At 33.2% G+C, this 24,088-nt stretch carries 21 protein-coding genes; 6 read left to right on the forward strand and 15 right to left on the reverse strand.

Translation table 11 applies throughout. The features are described 5' to 3' along the window. Positions 1 to 3: 3 nt before the first annotated feature. On the forward strand, positions 4 to 627 hold the full coding sequence (locus tag JJQ60_RS12745) for a hypothetical protein (RefSeq protein ID WP_201920467.1): 624 nt from the start codon (positions 4 to 6) through the stop codon (positions 625 to 627). A 1-nt stretch (position 628) separates the two neighbouring features. Here the strand turns inward: JJQ60_RS12745 and JJQ60_RS12750 are convergent, their stop codons facing one another. The 3 genes from JJQ60_RS12750 to JJQ60_RS12760 all read right to left on the reverse strand — a co-directional run bounded on the left by JJQ60_RS12750 (position 629) and on the right by JJQ60_RS12760 (position 3,110). After that, positions 629 to 1,813 carry an LETM1-related biofilm-associated protein gene (locus tag JJQ60_RS12750; RefSeq protein ID WP_201920470.1) on the reverse strand — a complete coding sequence of 395 codons (1,185 nt, stop codon included), beginning with the start codon at positions 1,811 to 1,813 and terminating at the stop codon, positions 629 to 631. Positions 1,814 to 1,919: 106 nt separating this feature from the next. Next, positions 1,920 to 2,507: a superoxide dismutase family protein gene (locus JJQ60_RS12755; protein ID WP_201920473.1), complete on the reverse strand. Its 588-nt coding sequence runs from the start codon at positions 2,505 to 2,507 to the stop codon at positions 1,920 to 1,922. 120 nt (positions 2,508 to 2,627) lie between these two features. Then, positions 2,628 to 3,110, reverse strand: coding sequence for a YdeI/OmpD-associated family protein (locus JJQ60_RS12760; protein ID WP_201920476.1), 483 nt, complete (start codon positions 3,108 to 3,110; stop codon positions 2,628 to 2,630). A gap of 434 nt (positions 3,111 to 3,544) precedes the next feature. Between JJQ60_RS12760 and JJQ60_RS12765 the strand changes: the two genes are divergently transcribed. Together JJQ60_RS12765 and JJQ60_RS12770 are read left to right on the forward strand one after the other, a co-directional pair. Then, complete coding sequence (locus JJQ60_RS12765; RefSeq protein ID WP_201920480.1) at positions 3,545 to 6,805, forward strand: M36 family metallopeptidase; 3,261 nt, start codon at positions 3,545 to 3,547, stop codon at positions 6,803 to 6,805. A gap of 449 nt (positions 6,806 to 7,254) precedes the next feature. Then, positions 7,255 to 9,528, forward strand: a complete 2,274-nt coding sequence (locus JJQ60_RS12770) for a fibronectin type III domain-containing protein (RefSeq protein WP_201920483.1) — start codon at positions 7,255 to 7,257, stop codon at positions 9,526 to 9,528. An 80-nt stretch (positions 9,529 to 9,608) separates the two neighbouring features. Here JJQ60_RS12770 and JJQ60_RS12775 read toward each other — a convergent pair whose 3' ends face one another. The 6 genes from JJQ60_RS12775 to JJQ60_RS12800 all read right to left on the reverse strand — a co-directional run bounded on the left by JJQ60_RS12775 (position 9,609) and on the right by JJQ60_RS12800 (position 14,266). Beyond that, entirely contained in the window at positions 9,609 to 10,496 is an 888-nt protein-coding gene (locus JJQ60_RS12775; protein ID WP_201920486.1) for a PhzF family phenazine biosynthesis protein, read from the reverse strand. A 66-nt stretch (positions 10,497 to 10,562) separates the two neighbouring features. Continuing rightward, positions 10,563 to 11,093 carry a sigma-70 family RNA polymerase sigma factor gene (locus tag JJQ60_RS12780; protein WP_201920488.1) on the reverse strand — a complete coding sequence of 177 codons (531 nt, stop codon included), beginning with the start codon at positions 11,091 to 11,093 and terminating at the stop codon, positions 10,563 to 10,565. 82 nt (positions 11,094 to 11,175) lie between these two features. Next, positions 11,176 to 11,805, reverse strand: a complete 630-nt coding sequence (locus tag JJQ60_RS12785; RefSeq protein WP_201920492.1) for a LysE family translocator — start codon at positions 11,803 to 11,805, stop codon at positions 11,176 to 11,178. Between the two features lie 35 nt (positions 11,806 to 11,840). Then, positions 11,841 to 13,055: a bifunctional alpha/beta hydrolase/OsmC family protein gene (locus JJQ60_RS12790; protein WP_201920495.1), complete on the reverse strand. Its 1,215-nt coding sequence runs from the start codon at positions 13,053 to 13,055 to the stop codon at positions 11,841 to 11,843. A gap of 110 nt (positions 13,056 to 13,165) precedes the next feature. After that, positions 13,166 to 13,696 carry a hypothetical protein gene (locus tag JJQ60_RS12795; protein ID WP_201920499.1) on the reverse strand — a complete coding sequence of 177 codons (531 nt, stop codon included), beginning with the start codon at positions 13,694 to 13,696 and terminating at the stop codon, positions 13,166 to 13,168. A 15-nt stretch (positions 13,697 to 13,711) separates the two neighbouring features. Further along, complete coding sequence (locus tag JJQ60_RS12800) at positions 13,712 to 14,266, reverse strand: SRPBCC family protein (protein WP_201920502.1); 555 nt, start codon at positions 14,264 to 14,266, stop codon at positions 13,712 to 13,714. A 148-nt stretch (positions 14,267 to 14,414) separates the two neighbouring features. Here JJQ60_RS12800 and JJQ60_RS12805 point away from each other — a divergent pair, with 148 nt between their 5' ends. Together JJQ60_RS12805 and JJQ60_RS12810 are read left to right on the forward strand one after the other, a co-directional pair. Then, positions 14,415 to 15,518, forward strand: a complete 1,104-nt coding sequence (locus JJQ60_RS12805) for a helix-turn-helix domain-containing protein (protein ID WP_201920505.1) — start codon at positions 14,415 to 14,417, stop codon at positions 15,516 to 15,518. Positions 15,519 to 15,828: 310 nt separating this feature from the next. Then, on the forward strand, positions 15,829 to 16,647 hold the full coding sequence (locus JJQ60_RS12810) for an alpha/beta hydrolase (protein WP_201920507.1): 819 nt from the start codon (positions 15,829 to 15,831) through the stop codon (positions 16,645 to 16,647). A gap of 39 nt (positions 16,648 to 16,686) precedes the next feature. Here the strand turns inward: JJQ60_RS12810 and JJQ60_RS12815 are convergent, their stop codons facing one another. Genes JJQ60_RS12815 through JJQ60_RS12830 form a run of 4 tightly spaced genes read right to left on the reverse strand, consistent with a single transcriptional unit; the run spans position 16,687 to position 21,960 of the window. After that, positions 16,687 to 17,265 (reverse strand): cysteine hydrolase family protein, encoded by a 579-nt coding sequence (locus tag JJQ60_RS12815; protein ID WP_201920511.1) that lies wholly within the window; start codon positions 17,263 to 17,265, stop codon positions 16,687 to 16,689. Positions 17,266 to 17,271: 6 nt separating this feature from the next. After that, positions 17,272 to 17,946: a DUF2490 domain-containing protein gene (locus JJQ60_RS12820; protein ID WP_201920514.1), complete on the reverse strand. Its 675-nt coding sequence runs from the start codon at positions 17,944 to 17,946 to the stop codon at positions 17,272 to 17,274. 29 nt (positions 17,947 to 17,975) lie between these two features. After that, positions 17,976 to 21,182 (reverse strand): VPS10 domain-containing protein, encoded by a 3,207-nt coding sequence (locus JJQ60_RS12825; protein ID WP_201920517.1) that lies wholly within the window; start codon positions 21,180 to 21,182, stop codon positions 17,976 to 17,978. 4 nt (positions 21,183 to 21,186) lie between these two features. After that, positions 21,187 to 21,960, reverse strand: coding sequence for an MBL fold metallo-hydrolase (locus JJQ60_RS12830; protein ID WP_201920520.1), 774 nt, complete (start codon positions 21,958 to 21,960; stop codon positions 21,187 to 21,189). Positions 21,961 to 22,075: 115 nt separating this feature from the next. On the opposite strand from JJQ60_RS12830, the gene JJQ60_RS12835 reads away from it, so the two are divergent. Next, positions 22,076 to 22,318, forward strand: a complete 243-nt coding sequence (locus JJQ60_RS12835; RefSeq protein ID WP_201920523.1) for a hypothetical protein — start codon at positions 22,076 to 22,078, stop codon at positions 22,316 to 22,318. Here the strand turns inward: JJQ60_RS12835 and JJQ60_RS12840 are convergent. After that, on the reverse strand, positions 22,315 to 22,674 hold the full coding sequence (locus tag JJQ60_RS12840) for a hypothetical protein (RefSeq protein WP_201920525.1): 360 nt from the start codon (positions 22,672 to 22,674) through the stop codon (positions 22,315 to 22,317). The genes JJQ60_RS12835 and JJQ60_RS12840 overlap by 4 nt on opposite strands. Before the next feature lie 242 nt (positions 22,675 to 22,916). After that, on the reverse strand, positions 22,917 to 24,080 hold the full coding sequence (locus JJQ60_RS12845; RefSeq protein ID WP_201920528.1) for a serine hydrolase: 1,164 nt from the start codon (positions 24,078 to 24,080) through the stop codon (positions 22,917 to 22,919). Positions 24,081 to 24,088: the final 8 nt, after the last annotated feature.

Here is a 24,088-nt window from a genome sequence, read left to right on the forward strand (position 1 = left end):
CCCATGGATGAATTAGAGTTATTAAAAAAAGACTGGAAGAAGCAAGAAAGTGTGCTTCCTAAGTTGTCTTATAAGGAAATCTATCCAATGATATTGAAGAAATCTTCTTCAATGGTTAAGTGGATTTTTGTGATTAGTGTATTAGAATTTATATTATGGGCATCAATTGATATTGCCGTTAGATTAAGTGGAAGTTATGATGACTTGCAAGGGGTAAATATGAAAGGCTTTTCAATTATTTCTACCGTAATTTCTTATAGTATTCTTATTTATTTTATGGTTAGGTTTTATCTTAATTATAAAAGGATACAAGCTACAGATTCAGCAAAAGTGTTAATGCATAATATTCTAAAAACACGAAGAACAGTAAAGTATTATGTTTGGTTTAATCTAAGTTTTTTATCACTTACCACTATCGCACTTGTTACTTATTTAGCATTGTTTACAGATCAATTTACAAGTCAAGCATCAGACGAAGGGACATCTATATTCTTGGTTGTCATAAGTACAATTGTTGTCTTAGCATTTGCTATTGGAGTGGTAGCTTTGTTTTATCGAATAATCTATGGTATTTTAACACGTAGGTTGAAGAACAATTATAAAGAACTAGAAAAACTGGAAGTATAGATTATTGTTTGTTTTCATTAAAAGCAGATGGTAATAGCTGAGGAATAAATTTTACCAAAAGTGGCATTAATAGACTTCCGCCAGGAAGAATAAAAATCGCTAAAGAGGGTACAGTTTTACAAATGTCAAGTAGTTGTTTTTTTACCTGTTTTTTTTCTTCTTTAGACAAATCTCTAACTGCAGATTGACCAAGAAGAATCATAAGATCCTTACTTTCTGTAATTTCTTTGATTAAACGCTTTTTGTTTCTTAAAATTAATACACTAACTGTTCTGGAAGTTTGTTGATAGAAGTGTAATGCGGGATGAGAATAATTAAAAAATGAAATATCCTTTTTATGTTCATTGATAAATGCCTTAACCAAATCAATAGATTCTTTTACAACAACATTTGGGAGTTCTAATTCTGCTCCAAGAGCCGACATAAAACTTTGTTCGCCCTTATCTAGCTCTTTATCATTCCATACGGCAAGACTGGTTAAGTCAATAATGTATCTTTTTTCGATTTCATCTGTATATGGATCTAAAGCTATATAATCAAAGCTAGCCTCTTCAGTAGAAATATCTGTATATCGAACCGATGAAGAAAATAATTTCACTAATAATTTATCATAATCATCTTGCTCTTGTTTTGAGTTTAAAGCCAGAAAGACTGTATTGGTTAATGTTTCTTCAAGTTTTGCTGCATAGTCAAATGGGTTTTTATCATGAATTAAAAAATATTCAAAAGCGAGTATATCAATAAATAATAACGCATTAGTTAAGAGGTGGCTAAAGTTTTTCTTGAAAATAGATTCGTTAGTTTGGATACGAGCATGAATGATTTTTTCTAACTTTTCATTTTTATTTGAAGGGAGAACATTTGTAAAAGAAAAAAAAGATTTTTTTGTATCCAGAAAATCATAAAATTGAATTAGGGCATTAATGCAATCTTCCTTATCCGGATTTTCTATAGTGTCATAGTAGGTAATTACTAATGCAGTAAAAAGATTAATTTTCGTTTTTTCTTCTTCAGAATATACAATATCTGTTGTATTTGAAATAATGGTATCTACCGATGTTCCGTAAATAAACCCTGCTTTTCTTAAATCAGAATACAATTCATCCAGAGACCACTGAGATAGATTAATAGTATCATCCAGTTCTCTTAAGAATTTTTCTACCCATCCTAAAGTTGAAGGATTCATAAAGTAGTGTTAGTTAGATAGCTAAGTTATTTGAAAAAACATAAAAGAAAAAAGCATTCTCAGATAATATTATCTGAGAATGCTTTTTTAGTTACTATTGTCTATATTATTGTATGATACCTCCACAACTAACTCTAGTTCCTGCGGCTCCAGAGGGTTGCGATGTAAAATCATCAATACCTTGGTGTACTATTATTGCTTTACCTACAATATTCTTTTTGGCATCATCACAACCAATACACCAATCGTTGGTGGCAAAAGTGATACTTGCATTTCCATCTGCATCAGCTTTCAAATTTCCTATATCACCTTTATGATACCCTTCTTTTGCTCCCCACTTTCCATGAGGTTCCATGGTTGGGTTCCAGTGTCCTCCAGTTGATTTTCCATCTGCAGAAGAACAATCTGCTTTTTCGTGGATATGAATAGCATGCTCACCTTCACTTAATCCAGTTATTTCGGCTACCATATTGACCATACCCTCAGATTCTGTAAATGTAACCTGACCGGATACTTTACTATCACTTTTTGGTTCAAGTTTAAATGCTATTGTCTTAGTTTCCTCTTCTTCTTTTGTAGAAGTTTTTACAGTTTCATTAGTGTTTTCTTGATCTGTTGCTTCTTTCTTTTCACCCTTACAGCTAAATATGGTGATCGATAAGAAAGTTAGTATTACCAATTGTAACGTTTTCATAATTTTTATGATTTGTTTGTCATTTCTTAACGTAAGATAATGAGGTTTTAGTTTACCACAAAGGATTTAGGCATGAAATAAAGAGGTTTGTTATATTGGAGACAAAAATAGACCGTTGGATTATATTTTTTTGATTAGTTCTCTATTGTCTCTAATCCCTATTTTTAGATTTTCCGTTATAATTAACGCTTTGTCAATTCTTGTCTGTGATCGTTTAATCTTTAAAATGTAGTAGATTAAGCTTCTTTTTTTACCGTCTGTAAGTGACTCGAATATTTCAAAAGCTTCTGGATCACTTTGTAATACAGCATCAAATTCTTCTGGCATTTCGACACCATACTTTGAAGTGTCTTCAAATAACTGTACTGTAAAATAGTCTGAAGGAAAAACGCCTAACTTTTTTTGGTTTGCAGCATTAAAAGTAATGCGATATTCTTCATTTAACTTTTGCAAAGCAGCATGAAAACTTATGGTTTGATTGTTAAAAGTGATTTCAATTAACACTCTTTTGTGTTTCTGATCCAGACAGTATTGGGCTATTTCTAGCGGAACAATTATACTGTGACTGGAGACTAATGAAGTTTCAAAAATCAATCGTTTCATACGTGTATTTTTATAGGATTATCTTTTGACGTATTACAAAAATGTTCATCTAATTTTACTTTCTAAATTTAAGAATAACTTGTTTAATGTTCTAACACTTTTGTTAATCAAAATTGAATATTTATGATCTGTACAACCAATTTTTTACAGTTTTTGATTACAAAATTCGACGTTTTTACCGTAATCATAAAAGGGATTTTTATTATTCTGATTTTTAGGGGTTTATTCAAAATAAAACCTTGTTTTTTTGCTAATACTAGTATCAATAATGCTTAACGCTATTTTAACTAAGAGAAATTCCTTTTTAACATTTACGTTAAATAAAATTTAATATAAATGTTAATTTATGATAAATTAATACAGTTTAACGACTTATAGTAACATTTTATCTAAAATTCGTAATTTTGCAGGACACAAACTCAAAACTTAATTTTATGAAAAGAGTCTACTCGTTTGTCATTCTATTATTTCTGATAGGGCAAACAACTTTTGCACAAAATGCAAATCAATTAATTCAACAACATTTTGACGACGCACTTACTGTGGTAAGTAACGCAAAATCATCCTCAGAAAACATTGATTTTAAACAATGGATAATTACCGATAAGGTTCCTTCTTTAAAAGAAGGTATCTGGCATTATTATGTTCAACAACTTCACAATAATATTCCTATTTTGCATGGAACATATAAGTTTACCATACAAAATAACAAGATTACGTATGCACTTCCACAATTTGTAGAAGGTGTTAAGGACAAAGTGGTGTCTGCTAAATCTTCGCTTAATGAAGAAAGCGCGATCGGGATCGTAGCTAGAAGACACAATTTAGGTGCGCCAGCAAGATTATCTAAAACAATGAGTAAGAAATCTAGTGGATTAGAAGTTTCAGAATTCTTGGGATCTAATCTTACAATAGATGATGAAGCTATTAAGGTTCAGAAAGTATATGTATTAGATAATGACCAGTTAAAACTAACATATAATGTTAGTCTTTATGAAAAAAGCGGTCAGCATTGGTGGAGTACTTATGTAGATGCTTCTAATGGTAAAGTTCTTTTGGAGAGAGATTTTGTAATCAAATGTAATTTTGATGCGCCAGATCATTCTTCTCATAAGCACGACTCTGAATCAGTACTTTTTGATGCTCCTAAAATGGGACCTGTAACAGAAGCTACGGCAGCAGCATTGGCTCCTGATTCTTATAATGTATATGCAATGCCATTAGAAAGTCCTAGTCATGGTGGTCGTTCTATAGTTACTGACCCTGCTGAAAGTACAGCATCTCCTTTTGGATGGCATGATACTAATGGAAGTGCTGGAGCAGAATTTACAATTACCAGAGGTAATAATGTATGGGCTCAGGAAGATAGAAATGGAAATAATGGAACTGGTTTTTCTCCTGATGGAGGAGCAAGCCTTGATTTTGATTTTCCAATAAACCTTAATCAGGCGCCTAGTAATTATCAAAGCGCTGCCATTACAAACCTTTTCTACTGGAATAATATTATACATGATGTATTTTATCAGTATGGATTTAATGAAGCTAGTGGTAACTTCCAGGAAAATAACTATGGAAGAGGAGGAGCAGGAAGCGATTCTGTAAATGCAGATGCTCAAGATGGAAGTGGTAGTAACAATGCTAATTTTGCAACTCCAGGCGATGGTGGAAACCCAAGAATGCAAATGTTTACTTGGAGTGCACCTAATCCAGATAGAGATGGAGATTTAGACAACGGTATCATTATTCATGAGTATGGACATGGTATTTCTATTCGTTTAGTTGGTGGTCCTTCTTCTAATCAATTAGGAGGTTCTGAGCAAATGGGTGAAGGATGGTCAGACTGGTTCGGTCTTATGCTTACTATGAGAGCTGGAGATAGAGGTACTGATGGTAGAGGAATTGGTACTTATGCCTTAGCTCAATCAACTACGGGACCAGGAATTCGACCAACAAGATATTCTACAGACAGATCTATAAATAATACAGATTATGCTGATATAGGTGGATTAGCAAGACCACATGGTGTTGGATACGCTTTTGCAACGATACTATGGGATATGACTTGGTTACTAATAGATCAAGAAGGTTTTGATCCAGATTTCTACAATGGTACTGGAGGTAATAATATCGCTCTTGCCCTTGTAACTGAAGGATTAAAAAATACAGCTAATAACCCAGGGTTCGTTTCTGGTCGTGATGGTATTTTACAAGCGGATCAGGATTTATATAATGGAGCATACAGATGTTTAATCTGGAAAGCATTTGCCGAGCGTGGAGTTGGACAAGATGCTAACGAAAATAATAATGGAGGATCTAATGGTCAGACAGATCAAACAGTTTCTTTTGTAAACCCATGTGATGGTGGAGGACCTGGACCTGGAACAGGAGAATGTTCTGGAGATGTAGCTTCTTTCCCATTTAGTGAAAGTTTTGAATCTAATCTTGGTGAGTGGTCAAACGCAACATCAGGAGATGATATAGACTGGACTAGAGATTCTAATGGTACTCCTTCTAACCAAACTGGACCAAGTAATGCAGCAGATGGTAATTTCTATCTTTATGTAGAGGCTTCAGGAAATGGTACTGGATTCCCTAACAAAAGAGCAATCTTAAATTCACCTTGTCTTAATTTCACAAGCTTAACTTCGCCTAGACTAACGTTCCAATATCATATGTTTGGTAGTGCTATTAACAGTCTGACTGTTGAAGCAAGAACAGATAATACTGGAGATTGGACAAATATATTTAGTAGAAATGGTGCACAAGGAAACAACTGGAATGCCGCAGACGTAGATCTTGCAGCTTATGCAGGAAACGCAAGTGTTCAATTACGATTTAATGTACTTACAGGTACAGGTGGTAGTGGATGGCAAAGTGATATAGCTATCGATGCTGTAAGTATCCAAAATGGTTCTGGAGGTCCTGGACCTGATCCAACTTGTGAAGCTTTAAACTTCAATGATTTCCAGATTAATCCTTTCTCTAATCAAGATAGAGGTGGTACTGCAACTATTGTAAGTGCAGGTGCTGGATTATCAATGCAAAGCAATACATGGAAAGAAATCGCTCTTAACTATACTGTAACATCTAGTACCGTAATTGAGTTTGACTTTAGTAGTACAGCTCAAGGAGAAATCCATGCGGTTGGTTTCGAAAATGATGCTTCATTAACACCAGCTAGATACTTCAAAGTTCATGGTACTCAAAATTATGGAGTATTAGATTTTGATAACTATGCAGGAGGTACAACCACATATGTGATTCCGGTAGGTACTTTCTATACAGGAAGTATGGATAGATTAGTATTTATTAATGATAATGATGCTGGATCAGGTAATACTTCTGTATTCTCTAATGTTAAGATATATGAAGGTACTTGTGGCAGTTCTGTTGTAGAGTCAAGTTTTGGAGGTGTTTCTGGATTAGTAGGAACAGATGGAGAAGATGATAACTTCTCTGCTATTAGAATTGCTCCTAACCCTGTGAAGAAAGGTAGTTCGCTTAAGGTATACATGCCTAAGAAGAGCATGCAGGATGCTACATATAGCATATTCAATATTATGGGACAGAGAGTTGGAAATGGAAAAGTAAGTAGTAACGGTACTGTAGATGTAAATAATTTACGTTCAGGATTGTATATACTTGAACTTCAGAGTTCGCAAACCAAAATTGAAAAACGATTTATTATTGAATAGTTGATTTGTTGAGAATTTTAAATGAATAGGGAAAGGCTGTCTTAGGACAGCCTTTTTTATAATCTAGAATAAAACATGATACGTTGCTTTCGATAAAGTCTTGAACAAGATTAGGAATATAGAGATCTTGAAACGTAGTAATACCTTAGAGTTTTTCATTATCACAAAGTAAAGTGCATCAATGTTAATTTTAGTTCAATTCTGTGTTATTTTTTATAAAAGCTTGTGTTACCTGATTTAATTTTGGATTACTATTTTTTTTACTTCAGGTTCTTAAGATCCAATGATTTAGTTTTATAGCTGTAATGATCAATGTTAAATTGTTGTGTTAATGAAGCCTTAATTCTGTTAAGGTTTACTGCCTTTTATAGAATAAATGTTAAAAATTAAATACGCTTAAGATTATATATATACGTTTAATATAACATTAACCACTTAATATAAATCACATGAAAAGAGTACTTTTATTGTTAATTTCTGTATTAGCAGTTAACTCATATTCGTCTAATGGCAAATACCGCTTAACCATACGAGACAACCCGGCAACTTCTATAGTAATAGGATGGGACCAGACTTCAGGCAGTAACCCAGTTGTTTATTACGGAACCACTGACTTTGGAACAAATTATAATAACTATCCCAATTCTAAAGCCCCAGATAGAACCGTTTCATATAAGGGGATGAATAATAATTTTGCACGCCTTACAGGTTTAACACCAAATACCGCTTATTTTTTCGTAATTAGAGACAGCCAGGGAACAAGTGAGCGTTTTTGGTTTAAAACTGCTCCAGCAGATAACAGTAGATTATCGTTTATTGCTGGAGGAGATTCTCGTAATAATCGAAGACCAAGACAAAATGCCAATCGTTTGGTGGCTAAGCTAAAACCTCATGCAGTTTTGTTTGGAGGAGATATGACTAATAGTGATAGTAATGGCGAATGGAGAGATTGGTTTAATGATTGGCAGTTAACGATAGCGAGTGATAATAGAATGTTTCCTGTTATTACGGCTCGAGGAAATCATGAAGACAGTAATAATAGTATTTACCATCTTTTTGATGTACCATCTTCAAGTGTTTATTATGCAATTACTTTCGGAAACAATTTAGTAAGAACATATACACTAAATACCGAAATTTCTATTTCCGGAAATCAAACAACATGGCTGCGTAATGATTTAAATGCAAGTACTGATGTTATCTGGAAAATGGCTCAATATCATAAACCCATGCGTCCTCATGTTTCGTCAAAAAGAGAAGGGGATAGTCAATATAGTAATTGGGCGCAATTATTTTATGATAAGGGAGTAAAACTAGTTGTAGAGTGTGATGCCCATACGGTAAAAACAACCTGGCCAGTGCGCCCTTCAACAGGATCAGGAAATGATCAAGGTTTTATACGAGATAACCAAAACGGAACCGTTTATGTCGGAGAAGGATGTTGGGGAGCTCCACTTCGTTCTAATAATGACAATAAAAACTGGACACGTAACTCGGCAAGGTTTAACCAGTTTAAATGGATTTTTGTTGATGAAAATAAAATAGAGACACGTACAATAAAAGTGGATAATGCTTCGCAAGTAGGATCAGTATCTAATACTAATGTTTTTTCGATCCCTAACAACTTAGATATCTGGAATCCATCAAATGGGAGTGTAGTTACTATTAATAAGGGAACAGTAGTAGACCCCGATCCCGATAGCGGAACCATAAACGTAGCTATTAGTGACGGAAATGATGATGTTGAAGAAAGTCAAAATGGTGTATTATATACTAATAGTAGTGATTTAGAAATGGTATATGATAGTCATAACAATAATAGATACCAGAAAATAGGGCTAAGATTTAGATCTGTTCGACTTCCTAAGAATGCAACGATAACAAATGCTTATCTACAATTTACCGCAGATGAAAGTAATAGTGCAGCAGCAGAATTAGAAATCTCATTACACAATAATAGTAATTCGCCTGCATTTTCTTCTTCCAATAAAGTATCAGACAGAGTTACTTTTTCGAATAAAGTAATTTGGAAACCACAATCCTGGTCTAGAAATCAAAGTGGAAATGCACAACGATCTCCAGATCTTAAAGAAATGATACAAGACCTTGTTAATAAAAGTGGTTGGGTATCAGGTAATAATGCTAGTTTTATTATACTCGGAAAAGGGAATAGCTTAAATAACACCTCTGCAAAAAGGGTCGCTGATTCTTATGAAGGTGGAGCTAGCAAAGCTGCCAGACTCGTAGTTAGTTATACCGTTAATGGATCTACACCAATAGATATATGTCAAGGAGTTGCACCATGGCAAAGTGGAGTATCTTATGCCGTAGGAGACAGAGTTACTTATCAAGGTAATTTATTTGAGCGAATACCATCAGACTGGGAGTTTATAGGGGCTTGTGGTACTAATAGGGCCTTAGATAAAGATACTAAAATCGTTAAACCGGATATTGCTAATAACATAAAAAATCAGATTTTTAAAGTACACCCTAATCCATTTAATAATGCTATTACCATTAGTGCTGTAATGCCATTATTAAAAACTAAACCGTCATATACAGTATCTATTTATACACTTTCTGGAAAAGAGATATATTACAAAAATATATCCTCCTCATCCGAAGTAATACATCCGGCTGTTCATGGACCAGGGATTTATTTGCTTACTATTAGTGATAAGAATGGTAAAATTATTAGAACTAAAAGATTAGTAAAGAAATAAGCAGTAGAGAGATACGAAACCAAATGGAATATCTTTTTCAAGTACCGTTAATTCTATTATTGAATTAACGGTACTTGTTTTTATACGGTTATTTCAATATCAATTTGTGTTTTTAAGACTCCTTTACCTCCTGCCATTACACCTTGTATTTCGTTATTTCTAGTTTGCAAATCAACGATTATTAAACTGGGCGATGGTTGGGGCATAAATTCACCTTGTTGTATTAAAAACCTATCTTTTTTAATTTTTAGATTATCATAAAGATAGCAGGCAAGAGGTCCGGCAGCCATTCCTGTTCCCTCCTCTTCAAATATATCATATCGGGGACCAAACATTCTGGTACTGGCATCCCTTTTAGGATGTGTTGTATGTGTTGAAAAAACATAAAATCCAATCAAATCAAAGGTGTCACTTATTTCACTGATCATGTCAAAATCTGGATTTATATTTTGTAAAACTTTTGAATCTTTAACGGGAATCAACATAAATGAATTTCCGGTATTTACTACTTGAATAGGGGCATTTGGCATTAGGTCGGTTTTGCGTATACCTAGAGATTTCAGAATTATAGGTTCCTTATCGCCAATGTTAGCATACTTTGGAGGTAGTTGCTCCATAAATGCTAAATCTCCAATTAGTTTAATCTCTCTTCTACCATCTATAGTTTCTTTAGAAGAATCATTTCCTTTGATGATGTCTAATTGTTTTAAATACGAGAAGGTGGCCACAGTGGCATGCCCACAATGTGCAATCTGTTTATTGGGTGTAAAGAAATCTAGTTTAAAATCTTCTGTTGCAGATTTAGAAACGAAAGCGGTCTCAGACAAACCAACCTTTTTAGCAATTTCTAATTTGTTTTTGTTCGATAATTGATCCGCATTTAAAACTACTCCTGCTGGATTACCACCTTTGTTATTATCAACAAAAGCATTAAGAATTTGTACATTAATAATCTTTGTATTGTTCATATGTATCCTTTTTTATTATTGTAACCAATAGACGTGAACAATTAAAAAAAGACGTAGAAATGCGCATTAATTATTATCGAAATCGACTAATTTACCGGTTTTGTCAAATGTTACATTAGGACAATCCTTAATTTTATCTTTTAAAATATCTCTTGCTTTTTGAATTCTTGATTTTGTTCCAGAATATGATATTTTAAGTAAGGAGGCCAGTTCTTTTTGAGTATAATTTTTAAACGAAGTTAAAATAATGGCTTCTTTATGCTTTGTAGTAAGTGTTTGGATTTTTTGATTGATACAATTACTAAGTTTCGCATATTCAAAATTTTCATTTTGATTTTCAGGAATATGTATGTCCTCTATAGGAATCTTCTTCAATTTTGATTTTCTATAATAATCAAATATTGTGTTTCTGGTAATTTGATAAACCCAAGATGTCAGTTTAGAAGTATCCTCTAATTGATTGATTTTAGATATCACTTTAATAAAAGAATCCTGAAGAACATCTTTTGCTACTTGTTCATCTTTAACTTTACTCAAAATGAAGGTAAACAATTCTTCGTTTAAATCAATCCATATGTCTTTAATTTCATTTTGCATGGTAATTGATTTTACATGTTTTAAATGATCTGTAGGGCAAAATATTTTAGATATACCATAACTTTATAAAGTAAGGTGCATTTCAATTATTACTTCTATTTACCATAGATAACATGAAGCCGCTAAATATTAATAATGCTCCAATAATTCTATTTTGTAAATGAACTTTCTCACGATCTTCAAGATATTTTTTTAACCTTGAAGCAAAGTTGACATATAGTAATAAGCAAATTCCATCAATAACTAAATATGTAATTCCAAGAACAACAACCTGAGGTGCAAATGCTAAATTTTGATCTATAAATAAAGGAAAAAGAGCGGCAAAAAATACGATCGCTTTTGGATTTGATGCCGACATAAGAAAACCTTCACTATAAAGCTTCAAAAAACCTTTCTTGGTATTGTTTTTTTTGAATTTTCCGATTTTGGGTGCAGTAATAATTTTAATGACTCCCATATATAGTAAATATCCAACACCTGCCCATTTTATCAGACCAAAAATTTCTCCTGAAGAAATCACTATAGATGCTAAACCTAATGAAGACAAAACGATTTGAATAGAATTGGCCGATAAGTCGCCTAGGATGGTCCCTAGTGTTTTTTTAGCCCCATGGTTCATACTATTGGCAGATGCAAGAAGAACGCTGGGTCCCGGAGTAATTCCAATCACCAAAACTGTCCCGATAAAAGAAATCCAAAGTGTTGTATTCATTTAGTCTATTTTTTGGAAATAACTGATTTATAAAGTTACTCTATTAACTTGGTTATCACTTGTGTTTCGCTATGTAATGTTTTATGTACTGGACACTTATCGGCTATTTGCAAGATTCTTGCAATTTGTTTTTCATCAAGATCACCTTCAAGTTTAATTTCTCTTTCAAAAGTGTCAATCTTGGCAGTAGGATCTTCGCAGTTTTCACAGTCAATTGCGTGTGTTTTACTATAGCTAGTATGTACTTCTATATTTCTAAGATCCCATTTTTTTCGCGCAACATACATTTTTATTGTCATTGCAGTACAAGATGATAGTCCTGCTGATACATATTCGTAGGGTGACGGTCCAAAGTCATGCCCACCAACACTTTCGGGTTCGTCTGCTACCATATAATGATTTCCTACTTTCATTTGCGTTGTATAACCTTCTGCGTTTCCTAAGTTGGCGACAACATGGTGTTGACTTCTTAGTTGGGGAGTCTCAGGAATATCGACGTATCTGGAAGCCCAACCAGCTATTACCATTCCGACATAATTCGAATCTTCTTTTTTCATTAATAGATGATCAGCACCATCGAGAGATACAAAACTTTTGGGATGTTTTGCTGCGAGATAAATTTCTTCTGCATTTTTGATACCAACTGTTGTATCTTGAGGAGAATGCATTACCAAAAGAGCTTTTCCTAAGTTTTTGGCAATTTCTGGTAATGATTTGGTCTCCAGATCATCCAAAAATTGTTTTTTGATCGTAAAATCCCTTCCACTTAGATTTACTACGGCTTTTCCCTGGGCTTCTATCTCTTCAATACTACTATTAAGCAAGTGTTTCACATGCTTGGGATTTGAAGGAGCCCCAACGGTAGCAACGGCTTTTATTGAATCAATTTCTGCTGCCGCAAATATAGATGCTGCTCCCCCCAAAGAATGCCCAATAAGTAGAGTAGGGGCCTGATATTCTTTTGCCAGAAAATCCGCTGCAGATATCAAATCCTCAACATTTCCAGAAAAGTTAGTATCAGCAAAATCCCCTTCACTTTCTCCAAGTCCGGTAAAATCAAATCGCAATACTCCAAAACCTTGAGAGGTAAGTCCTCTACTTATATTTCTTACTGCTCCCAAGTTTTTATTGCATGTAAAGCAATGTGCGAATAACACAAAATTATGAGGATGCCGATCGGCTGGAAGTTCTAAACGACCTGATAGTGTTTGACCTTCGGTATTGGTAAAAGTAACTTTAGATAAGCTCATTTTGGATAGTTTATTTTTAGAGTCGTTATGTAATTAAAATACTTTCTCTAAAGATAATTTTTTCAAACCAAAATAACTATATCAATTTTATACTTCATGTGCTAAAGTTATCACTTAGTACTTTTAGAATACCAAATATAGGATCTCCTTTTTTTCCAGGATTTGGGTTCAGAAATATCAAATGAAGTCGTTGTAAGTTGTCCATCTTTGAGAATGGAGCGATGTCCATGTACATTTTTTTTCCCGTTAGGGCTCACAAATTCCTGAACCAATTCTGATTGATTGTCTTCATTCATTATCATTGGACCTATCCCAATAGTACCATCTCCACCATATTGTACAAGGATTCCTTGGTTTTTGCCAAAATCCCAATATTGTCTAAACTCCCAAAATGTGCCTTGTTTTTTACCGTTGATAATGCCATATAATGTTCCGGTAATGCTTTTTTTGCCAATTCCCCATTGCCAATCCATTCCATATTGATCGAAGGGCTCATTTTCATTTTTATATGCAGAGTTATCGGTAATCCAGGTACCAATGGATTCTTCCATATTTTTAGCAAACCAATCAGGAATCTCTTGTTGTGCTAATGAGATTTTTGAAATGCATAAGAATACTAAAGCGGTAATGTATATTTTCATAATGCTAGTTTTTAATTATTTTTTGTTTTCCGCTAATTGCTGCCAGTTATCTAATAGAAATTCGGTTTCCTTTTTGGCTTGTTTCATTCCCATAGAAAGGAAATATCCACTTAAGAATGGGCTTTTAAATTCATATGCAAAATCCATATAGAGTCGAGTTTGCATTGGACTTACGGTTTCTACTTTCCAAATACCGGATAGTGATTTAAGTGGAAAGGGGTAATCTTCTTTTTGAGTGTTTACCACAAATTGAAATTCGTTACCGGGATTCCAAACTGTGCAGGTTTCTTCCCAACTGCTACCATCGGGAGCACTGCATACTCGTTTCATACCTAAACCTTGTCCTTCTACAATTTCTACATGATGTATGTTTGGAGCGGTTACTTTGTGGTAATTACCAACATCAGATATTACCTCCCAGACCTGTTCTTTAGAAGCATGAATGATTCTCTCTGCGATGAAATGTTGTTCACCTTTGGCTTTAGGATATTGTACGAAACCGTACACCAATAAAATTACAATGTCGAGTACAAGAAAAAGAGCTACTCCTTTTAAGATTTTACGTATCATAACTGTTCGTTTTTTGAGACATAAAAGTACCTAAGAAATTGACTGTTTTTATAGGTATTATGGTGCGCTCAATTAATTGAAACTCATTTATGGGATATTCAATAAGGATGCATTTTTCCATTTAATTAAGGAATACTATTTTTATCTTATGAATAGTATTGAGTCTTTTGCATTTGTGATTACCTTTTTATTAGGAGGTGTTATTCTGGTGGGGTGTTTTATTATTTTAGTTGTACTTAAAAGCACACCGTTAAAACAATCAAGATTCTTTTTAGGAGTGTCAATTTTTGGCTTGATACAGCATTTGTTTACCTATCTTTTATTCACAACACAACTTGTAAAACAATGGCCACATTTACTGGGAGTTGGATACCCTTTATTATACCTGGTTGGTCCTTGTTTTTATTTATTTGTAAAGAGTTATGGAGATCCAACATTTCGTTTAAAAAAGATCGATGTATTGCATATCGTACCTTTTTTGATAATGTTGGTGCTTTTTATTCCAAAATACTTAGGAAATATTGAAGAAAAACAAGCAGTAATCCAGTATTACTACGATATTTTACCAAATGGAGGAGTAAAATTTTCAGATTGGTTACAGGCTAGTTTGCATCTGATATTATTATTTGTTTATGCTGTATTTGGTTTACTTTTAATTTATAAGAGAGATAAGAAAAATAGCATACTATTAAAGCGATTTAGTTTTCTTCTGATATTTTTGGCTGTAGCCGAATTGATATTGCAAACTGGATTTATACTAACCGGAGTTTCGGCGATTACTACAGAAATAATTTTGTCGGGATTAATGTCAATAACAGTGCTGTTATTGGGATATTGGATTGTTGATATAAAACAAATATTTCCAGTTTTAGAAGGAAAAAAGTACAAGACATCCCCGTTGTCTGACACGCGTTCAGAAGAGATTCAACAACAAATACAAGTGTTTTTTTGCGAAGAGAAGAGATACCTGGATCCTAATCTAAAAATTGCAGATTTATCACATACCATTAATGTTCCGTCACACCATATTTCTCAGGTATTGAGTGAGAGAATGAATTCAAATTTTTACGAAATTCTGAATCATCATCGAATAGAAAAAGCCAAAGAAATGTTACAATCCGGAGCATTACAGAAAATATCTGTACAAGCCATAGGCGAGGAGTGCGGATTTAGCAGTAAAACAAGTTTTTATAGAGCATTTAAGAAAATTACTTCGATGACCCCAAAGCAGTATGTCGAAAAAACTTCTTAACTAATGTAAGTTCGATATAACTTAGTGCATAACCGAAAGCCGTCAAATTGAGTGATTTTTCATAATGAAATGGAGAAAAATTGTATCGAAATTAGGTTTTTGATAAAAATCACTTGTTTTCGATACATTTTGCTAATACAAAAACACTCAAACTGACGTAATTTTCTTAGATCAAATTTATGTGAACTAAGAAGTTTAGTCCTAATACTATAAATCATAGTTGCTTCTTTCATCTTTATATATCCAACAATTTTTGATAAAATCCCCAGCCTTTTATTTGTTATATTGCATAAAACAAAAACAATCAACAGTGCATAAAGAGTTTTATTGGCAAGAAGAGAATAAAAAAATATATGCCCAATCCTGGCAAATTGAAAATCCAATTGCAATACTGTGTTTGGTTCATGGTATGGGAGAGCATAGTTCTCGATATGCGCATGTTGTCCGTTTTTTTAATACTCATGGTGTTAGTGTGTATTCATTTGATCACATTGGTCATGGTCAATCTGAAGGAAAACGAGGACATACTCCGTCTTACGACTTTTTACTAGATAGTGTAGAAAAAATACATTCTATAGCAAGCAACGAAAATCAAAATATTCCTATTTTTCTTTATGGTCATAGTATGGGTGGAAACGTGGTTGCTAATTATTTGCTTAGAAGAGACCCTAAACTTGATGCTGCAATTTTATCAGCGCCTTGGTTTACTTTGCCTTTTGATCCTCCTAAATTTAAAGTTGGATTGGCTAAATTGATGAATAGGATTTATCCGGCATTTAGTGATAACACTAATTTAGATGTTACTGCGATTAGCAGAGATAAAAGTGTAGTCGATGCATACCGCAATGATACATTGGTTCATGGAAAAATTACTCCTGCTTTCTTTTTGTCTTGTTTTGAAGCCGGGAAATGGGCAAAAAATAATGGAGAAATAGTAAAGATCCCTACCTTAGTTATACACGGCACAGAAGATCGACTTACAAGCTGTAAAGGGGCTGAAGAATTTGCCTCTACGAATCCATTAATACAATTTAATAGTTATAAAGGATTGTACCACGAATTGCATAACGAACCTGAACAAGAATTAGTTTTAGAAGATATACTAAGGTTTATAACTTCAGTAGTTTAATACACACATTTTATTACATATTAAAAAAATATCTCCTGATTATTTTTTAGAAACATATTTTAAAAGCGATTCTGTAGACAAAATGGATGCAAATTCATCTTTGAGACTGGCTATTGCAGTATCATGAATTAATTGAGCACTATAGTGCCGACCATTGGTTCCTGTTTTATCAAAAGTAGCAACAGCATCTTCAACTAAATATGTTGTAAACCCATAATTACCAGCCATTCTTGTTGTTGTCGACACACAATGATCGGTAGTGAGACCAATAATCACAAGAGTATTAATATTTTTGCTTTCTAACTGTTCTTGAAGGTCTGTACCTATAAACGCACTATTTACTTCCTTTTCGATAATAGGTTCTTCATCTTTAGGGATAATAAAATCTTGAAAATCGTTCCCCGGACTTCCTTTTTTTAGAGGAGAGTTTGGGGTAGTAGAACAGTGTTTTATATGAAATACGGGTAGATTATTTGCTCTCCAGAATTTTAAGAGTAGTTCTATATTCGTTTCGGCATATAAATTATTACGTTCGCTTCCCCAATACTTGATATCTTCAAATCCTTTTTGAACATCAATAAGTAATAATGCAGGGGTGTCTTTCTTAGAAATGGTCATGATGCTCTATTTACTTTTTCTAAAGTCTGTATTGTAGATAATTCCTAATTGTAATCGGTCAAAATTAATCCCAGTAAAATGATTTTTAAGGTATCCGAACTGTACATTAAAATTACTTTTTATGTTATATCCTATTGCGCCGTATAAACGATTTTGACCAAAAATAGGTTCTTGAAGATTAATAAAAACCTCATCGTATGCATTTAAAAACCATTTGTCATTTATTGGATAAGTAAGTTGTAATCGATAACGGGCTCTATGTTCTGTGAAATTATCAAATTGAGTATCTATGAATCGTTGCTCTAGGCGATAGCGATGTTCAAACTTAAATTTGCCCACGACATTTTTAAGAATAAACTGCTGAAATATTCTATGTTCTTTTGAATTTTCTTCATTCGGAACATCTTCAAAACTCCCATCGGTATTAATATAACCATAACCAAGGGTAGCTATTGCATTGTCATTAATGTGATAATTCAATCCAGTTCTTAGTAACAATTGATTAAAAGTAGAAGTGGTTTCATAAAAACGAAATTGAGCTTCAGAATGTATACTTAATTTATCCGTTATTTGATTTGTGCCAAAATACATATACCAAGCTCCTAGTTGGTCTTCTCCGGTTTCTTGAGCATTAATTGATACGGTTACTAAAACGAGTACGGATAGTAAAATGTTTTTCATGTAAATTCTAAATTAGATCAAGTTTATTTTTATTCCAGGCTAAAGGTATTTATTTTTTTAAAAGGGGAGATGTTGGATTTTTCTATTTCTTCGCGATAGGGTGTCCAATGATTATTAAAAAAGTTGTTCGTTTTATTTAATGCATCGAGTAATTCATTTTTTGCTTGTTTTATTAAGGTGTTTTCTGTTGAAGTAATACCGTTTTGCCTACTTTCTACATACCGCTCTGCGGTACGAATACGTTGTATTACGTTTGGCTTTGGATTGCGAGTTATTCCTTGTCGTTTATCTTCTTTTCCTATAAATAAAGCAACTACACTATCAATCTTTTTAGTGATATCTTTTGATAATTGTATTTGGTCCTTATATTTTTTCTTGTCAGATTTTTGTAATTCCTTTTGATAATTAGAAGCTATTGCTTTGCTTTCTACTAATTGTTTTACCGCTTCAGAAGCGGTTTGTGTCATTTTTTCTAACTGTTTAGAGGAAGCGTAAATTTCATCAATATTTTTTTGAGAGATCTGTAACCTTGGGTCACTTTTGATTTCAATTTCAGACTCAGATTTCTGATCTCCATATTCTATAACCAGTTTATAGGTACCTGGTTTTGCAGTAACACCTGCAGGTTCTTGATTTTGCTTTTCAAGTGTTCTAGAGGGTTGATCTGCTCCTTTTTCGTCCATTAACCATGCGATTTTATAAAAACCGGTAGAATCAGGAGCTTTTTCTTTTAGCGTTCTAATTAAACGATCATTATCATATACTTTTAAATAGATAGAATCCCATTTTACTTTGGTTTTTTCATTTTCATCATCTTCAATACCTTCTTCTTCATCTGCCGTTTCAACATCATCTTTCTTCTTTTCATCGACTTGTATATAATATGAAATTAAAGCTCCTTGATCACGATTTTTACCATTGTATAAAGCATCACCACCAAAACGAGTACCTGTAGGTTGTTGATACGCAGATTGATATCCCACCGGAGGATTAAAAAGTTGTAATTTTTGATTTAGAATACTCTTGTTTTTTGCTAATGCTCTCAATGGTCGTATATCGTCTAATACCCAAGCTGCTCTACCAAAAGTGCCAATTATTAAGTCATGTTCTCTGGGGTGTATCACTAGATCTTTTACTGAAACCGTAGGAAATCCTTTGGTCCATTTTGTCCAATTGTTTCCTGCATTTAATGAGATGTAGAGCCCATCGTCTGTACCTAAAAACAAAAGGTTTTTTTCTATGGGATCTTCTACGATACTCAGGGCATAACTTTTTACATCATTTTCGTCTACTATGCGTTTCCATGTTTTACCATAATCATTGGTCCTAAACACATATGGAGTATAGTTGAATCTTCTATAATCATTTGCAACAAGTAAAGCTTCTCCTTTATTTTTATTTGAAGCTTTGATTTGAACAATCCAACTTCCTTGTGGTAATCCTTTTATATTTTTAGAAACCTCTGTCCAATTAGTTCCATCATCTTTGGTGATATGCACTCGTCCATCATCAGTACCCACCCAAAACATATTTTGTTCTATTGTAGAAGGTTCTATCACGAGTATTGTACAGTGATTTTCTGCCCCGGTAGCATCCATAGTTAATCCACCACTTTCTGCTTGTTTCTGTTTATTTGGATCATTGGTCGTTAAATCTGGCGATATAATTTTCCAGGTTAGGCCTTTATCGATGCTTTTATGTACAAATTGACTTCCAAAGTATAAAGTATTATTGTCAAAAGGGTCAATATTAATAGCTGCGTTCCAATTGAACCTAAGCTTAACTTTGGAGTCAGGATGGGTTGGTCTAACGATATAGTTATTACCAGTTTTCCAATCATATCTCAATACAAAACCTTGTTGGCTCATTGACCAACCATAACGAGAATCATCTTTATCAGGAACTACATCAAAACCATCACCAAACGAAATTTCTTGCCAATATGAGTTTCTTATCCCTTGCGTTTTCCAAACATAAGCGGGCCCTCTCCAACTACCATTATCTTGCATGCCACCATAAACGTTATACGGAAATTCATTATCTATATTGATATGATAAAATTGAGCTACCGGGAGATTTCCAATAAAACGCCATGTTTTTCCACCGTCTCGTGTTATGTTTAATCCTCCATCGTTACCGTCGATCATATAATTTCCATCATTTGGATGGATCCACCAGGCATGATGATCTGGATGCACACCATTATCAACACCATAGGCAGGCATAAGTTGTGAGAAGTTCTTACCTCCATCTTCTGAAACATTTACATAGGTAAATACAGAATAGATTCTGTTTTCATTTTGGGGGTCTACAAAAATATCTGAATAATAAAAAGGACGATTTCCAATGTCATTTTTATCATTGATTTTTTGCCAATTAAATCCACCATCAGTGGATTTATAGAGGCCATTCTTTTTTGCTTCAATTAATGCATATATAATATTGGGTTTATTCTGGGCTATTGCTAATCCAATACGTCCTAAATCACCTTTAGGTAGTCCATCTTTTTCTATTCGTTGTTCCCAGGTTTTACCACCATCGTGGGTTATAAATAACCCTGAACCTTCGCCTCCTGATTTAAAAAACCATGGGTCTCTTTTATGTTCCCACAATGCCGCGATTAATTTATTGGGATTAGTTGGATCCATAATAAGATCTGCAGCTCCGGTTTTATTATTGGTAAAAAGAATTTTATTCCAGGTAACGCCTCCATCTGTAGTTTTAAAAACCCCTCTTTCTGGATGTACTCCCCAAGGAGATCCGATTGCAGCTACATATATCGTTTCAGGATTGGTGGGGTCTATAATAACACGATGAATATGACGCGTTTTTTCTAACCCCATTAATTTCCAACTTTTACCTCCATCCAGAGATTTATAAATTCCATATCCTCCATTAAGGCTATTTCTTGGATTTCCTTCTCCGGTTCCAACCCAAATTACAGAAGGGTTAGACTGTTGTATTGCCACAGCTCCAATAGATGCAGTGGCTTGATGATCAAAAATGGGGCTCCATTTTATACCACCAGAAGTAGATTTCCAAAGCCCGCCAGAAGCAGTACCGGCATATATAATATCAGGATCTGAAGTAACCACATCGATTGCTGTTACTCGTCCGCTCATGCCACCAGGCCCAATATTACGAGGAGTAAGATCTTTTATAAGATCCATAGAAAACTCCTGTGCAAATACGATACTAGTGATTCCTAAAAAAAGAAGAAAAATGTTTCTTTTCATTGTCTTAAAATTGAATTCGTTGTTGTGGTTTTGTTAAAAAATGTGCTTCGGGGAATTTATTTTTTAAAGATTGTAGGTCTTCTTTTTTTATTCGAGGAGAAATATGTGTCGCTACAATATGTTTGGGTTCTATATATTTCTTGATTAATTCTGAAGCCTGGTTGTCCAGGAGCATCCAATATGGTAAAATCGCAATATAGATAGATTGTTCTGCTAACTTTAATTGATCAAAAAGGTTAATTTCTTCCAGCCAATTTGTGTCTCCGACATGGAGTATGTTTTTATTACTTATATTGACAATATAGCCTACATTTTCAATGGTCACGTGCTTTTTTCCGACATGGTTTATTTTAAGCCCGGTTATGTTAATATCTCCATGTTTTATGGTTTGTTTCACATAATCTTTAGTAGATATTGTGAATAAGCGATCTGAAAACTCACTTAAATTCTTCGTAATCTGATTCGGACCAAATAGTATTGCTTTTTTGTTGTGGATAAGAAAATCTCTTGATAATTGTGCACTAAAATGATCACAATGTCTATGGGTAAATAACAGTGCATCGGGTTGCAGTACTGTATTTATTCTATTAACCAGTTTTTGATCAGGAAAAAGATAATCCTCTCCATATTTTGTGTGTAAGCCATCTATTAATATTGAAAACTGGTTATTTGAGATATATACTCCCATATTACCGATATAAGTAAGAGATATATTTTCTTGCGAAAATCCAAGGAAATTAAGAGTAATGACTGTAAAAAAAAGAAGTACTTTTAACACGTATTTACATATTTACTTTATGGCGTCTAAAGTAAATAAAATGAAAGAGTCAAAGTCTTAAAGCGGTGTTAAGTAAATCGAAGTACGTTTAAAAAGGATAAATAATAGAATTAAAATGAAATTTATAGAACTTACACTAAAAAATTATACTATTGTTCATGGTTTTGATGCCAGAAATAATGAAATTATAGAAAAAGTAGAAGTAGCAGAATTTTCTAAAAAGTTGGTCGCTATCGATAGAATAATGTCGATAAGTAAAGATTTTATTCTCATCCAATATGCGTATGATCGAATTATTTATTGGGAGTATGAAGAAGATTATGATCAGGTAAAAGCTACACTTTCAAAATGGCATTAAGGTGTAATTATTTTAGAATTATCACCTGTTCTCGCAGAAATAAGTCTGAAATTTTTATCCACCTTAATAATAATTTTTTTACCGGTATGTAAATTGACCATTTTCCATCTAAAACCATAAGATGTTTCAAAAATAGCTGACCTAGCCATTTTTCTTAAATCTACGCCGTCAATATTTTCAATAATTTGATTCGCTAAAAGATCTATACCTCTTTGTTTTTCTTCTTGTGGAGAAAGTTTACGTTCTCTTGGGTTTTGAATTACATCTGAAGACGATAGGGATGATTGATATTCAAAAGCGTTAGGATATAATTGTATACACAATATTAGCAAAAGGGGTAGTATGTAATTTTTCATAATTTGGGGTTTTAATAATTACATGCTAAATAGTATGTAATTATTTAAGCTTTATTTGTCTTGTCATATGTATTTGTAATAGTGCATTAACAATAAATCTACATAGGGGTTATGTAAAATTAACGCATAAAAGAGCTCTTTATGATATTATTTTGTTAAAAAAGAGTGAAATTTTATTAAAAAATAGGGTTTTGGGCTCTATGATTGAGTTTTTGATAAAATACCGTAATTTTAATATGGATTTATTGTTCTCTTTTTTCTAACTGATAGATTTCTCTTCCTAATTGGGCTAAGAAGGGGATTCCAACCTCAAAATACTCATAATTGTCATCATTATAAATCCCATTTTTATTCACATGAATTGTAGCTGAGATCATAAATTCAATAGTATTGTGCGTATCTTTTATGTAAGAACAGTCTGTAAGATAACCATAGGCACTGCCTACTTTATTATAGATCCTTATGTTTTTTGGGATATCATTTTTTGTATCTCCATACATGAAAAACTTACTGTAAGAATCATAATATGTTTTTTTATCGTATCCAACTTCCTGCGGCAAAAGACTCATAGCCTTTAAAACAAAAGCATAATCATCGGGTTTGATATCAAAGCGCTCGGATGCTGAATACTTTTCAGGAAATTGTACACGTTTCATGATGTCATGCAATGATCTTAGAGGAAGATAATTGTTTTCAGAAAAATCTTTAGGTTGGGGAATTAATGTATCATTATAAATATACCCTTTACCTTTTAAAAGTCTTTTGATAGTTAATTTAGGAAGAGGAAGATTTTCTATAGCCTCTTGTTCATATACAGAAATACTATCGTCTGGGTTGTTTTTGAATTGTATAGATTGCGTTTTTAAGTTTTGAGCATGAAATGCAGATAATCGATGAGATATCCTGCCATTTAGATTCTTAGATTTCAAATTATTATTGATGTAATCTTGTCCCAAAAACTCAAATAAGCGATTGTATGATTGATTAGAACTTACAGCAAATATTTTTGTAATAGCCTCTTCAATAGAAGTATATAGAGTATCATTTTGGGTTTTGAAACTAGTTTTTCTATTGATATGAACCTCTTTTTCTTGTAGTTCTTTTACTTTTTCCAGGGCCATTAAAGCAATAGGAAACTTTACAGAACTCGCAGGATAAAAGTAAAGACTGTCATTAACATTAAACTCAAAATCTTTAAAAATTGGGGTATCATTCTTATCTCTCTCGATTTGAGTATAAATAACCTGAAGTTCATAATCATCATAACTTTTCATTACCCTTTGAATCAATTTGGATTTTGATTTTAGGGCAATCTCTAAAGGGTTTTCTTTAGAGCATGAAACGATAAGAATAGTTAGTATTAATAGCGCTAAGGTATTTTTTATATGATTTCGAGATAAAAACAAATATTGCT

It is taken from the genome of Aquimarina mytili, assembly GCF_016735115.1.
Taxonomy (GTDB): Bacteria; Bacteroidota; Bacteroidia; order Flavobacteriales; family Flavobacteriaceae; genus Aquimarina; species Aquimarina mytili.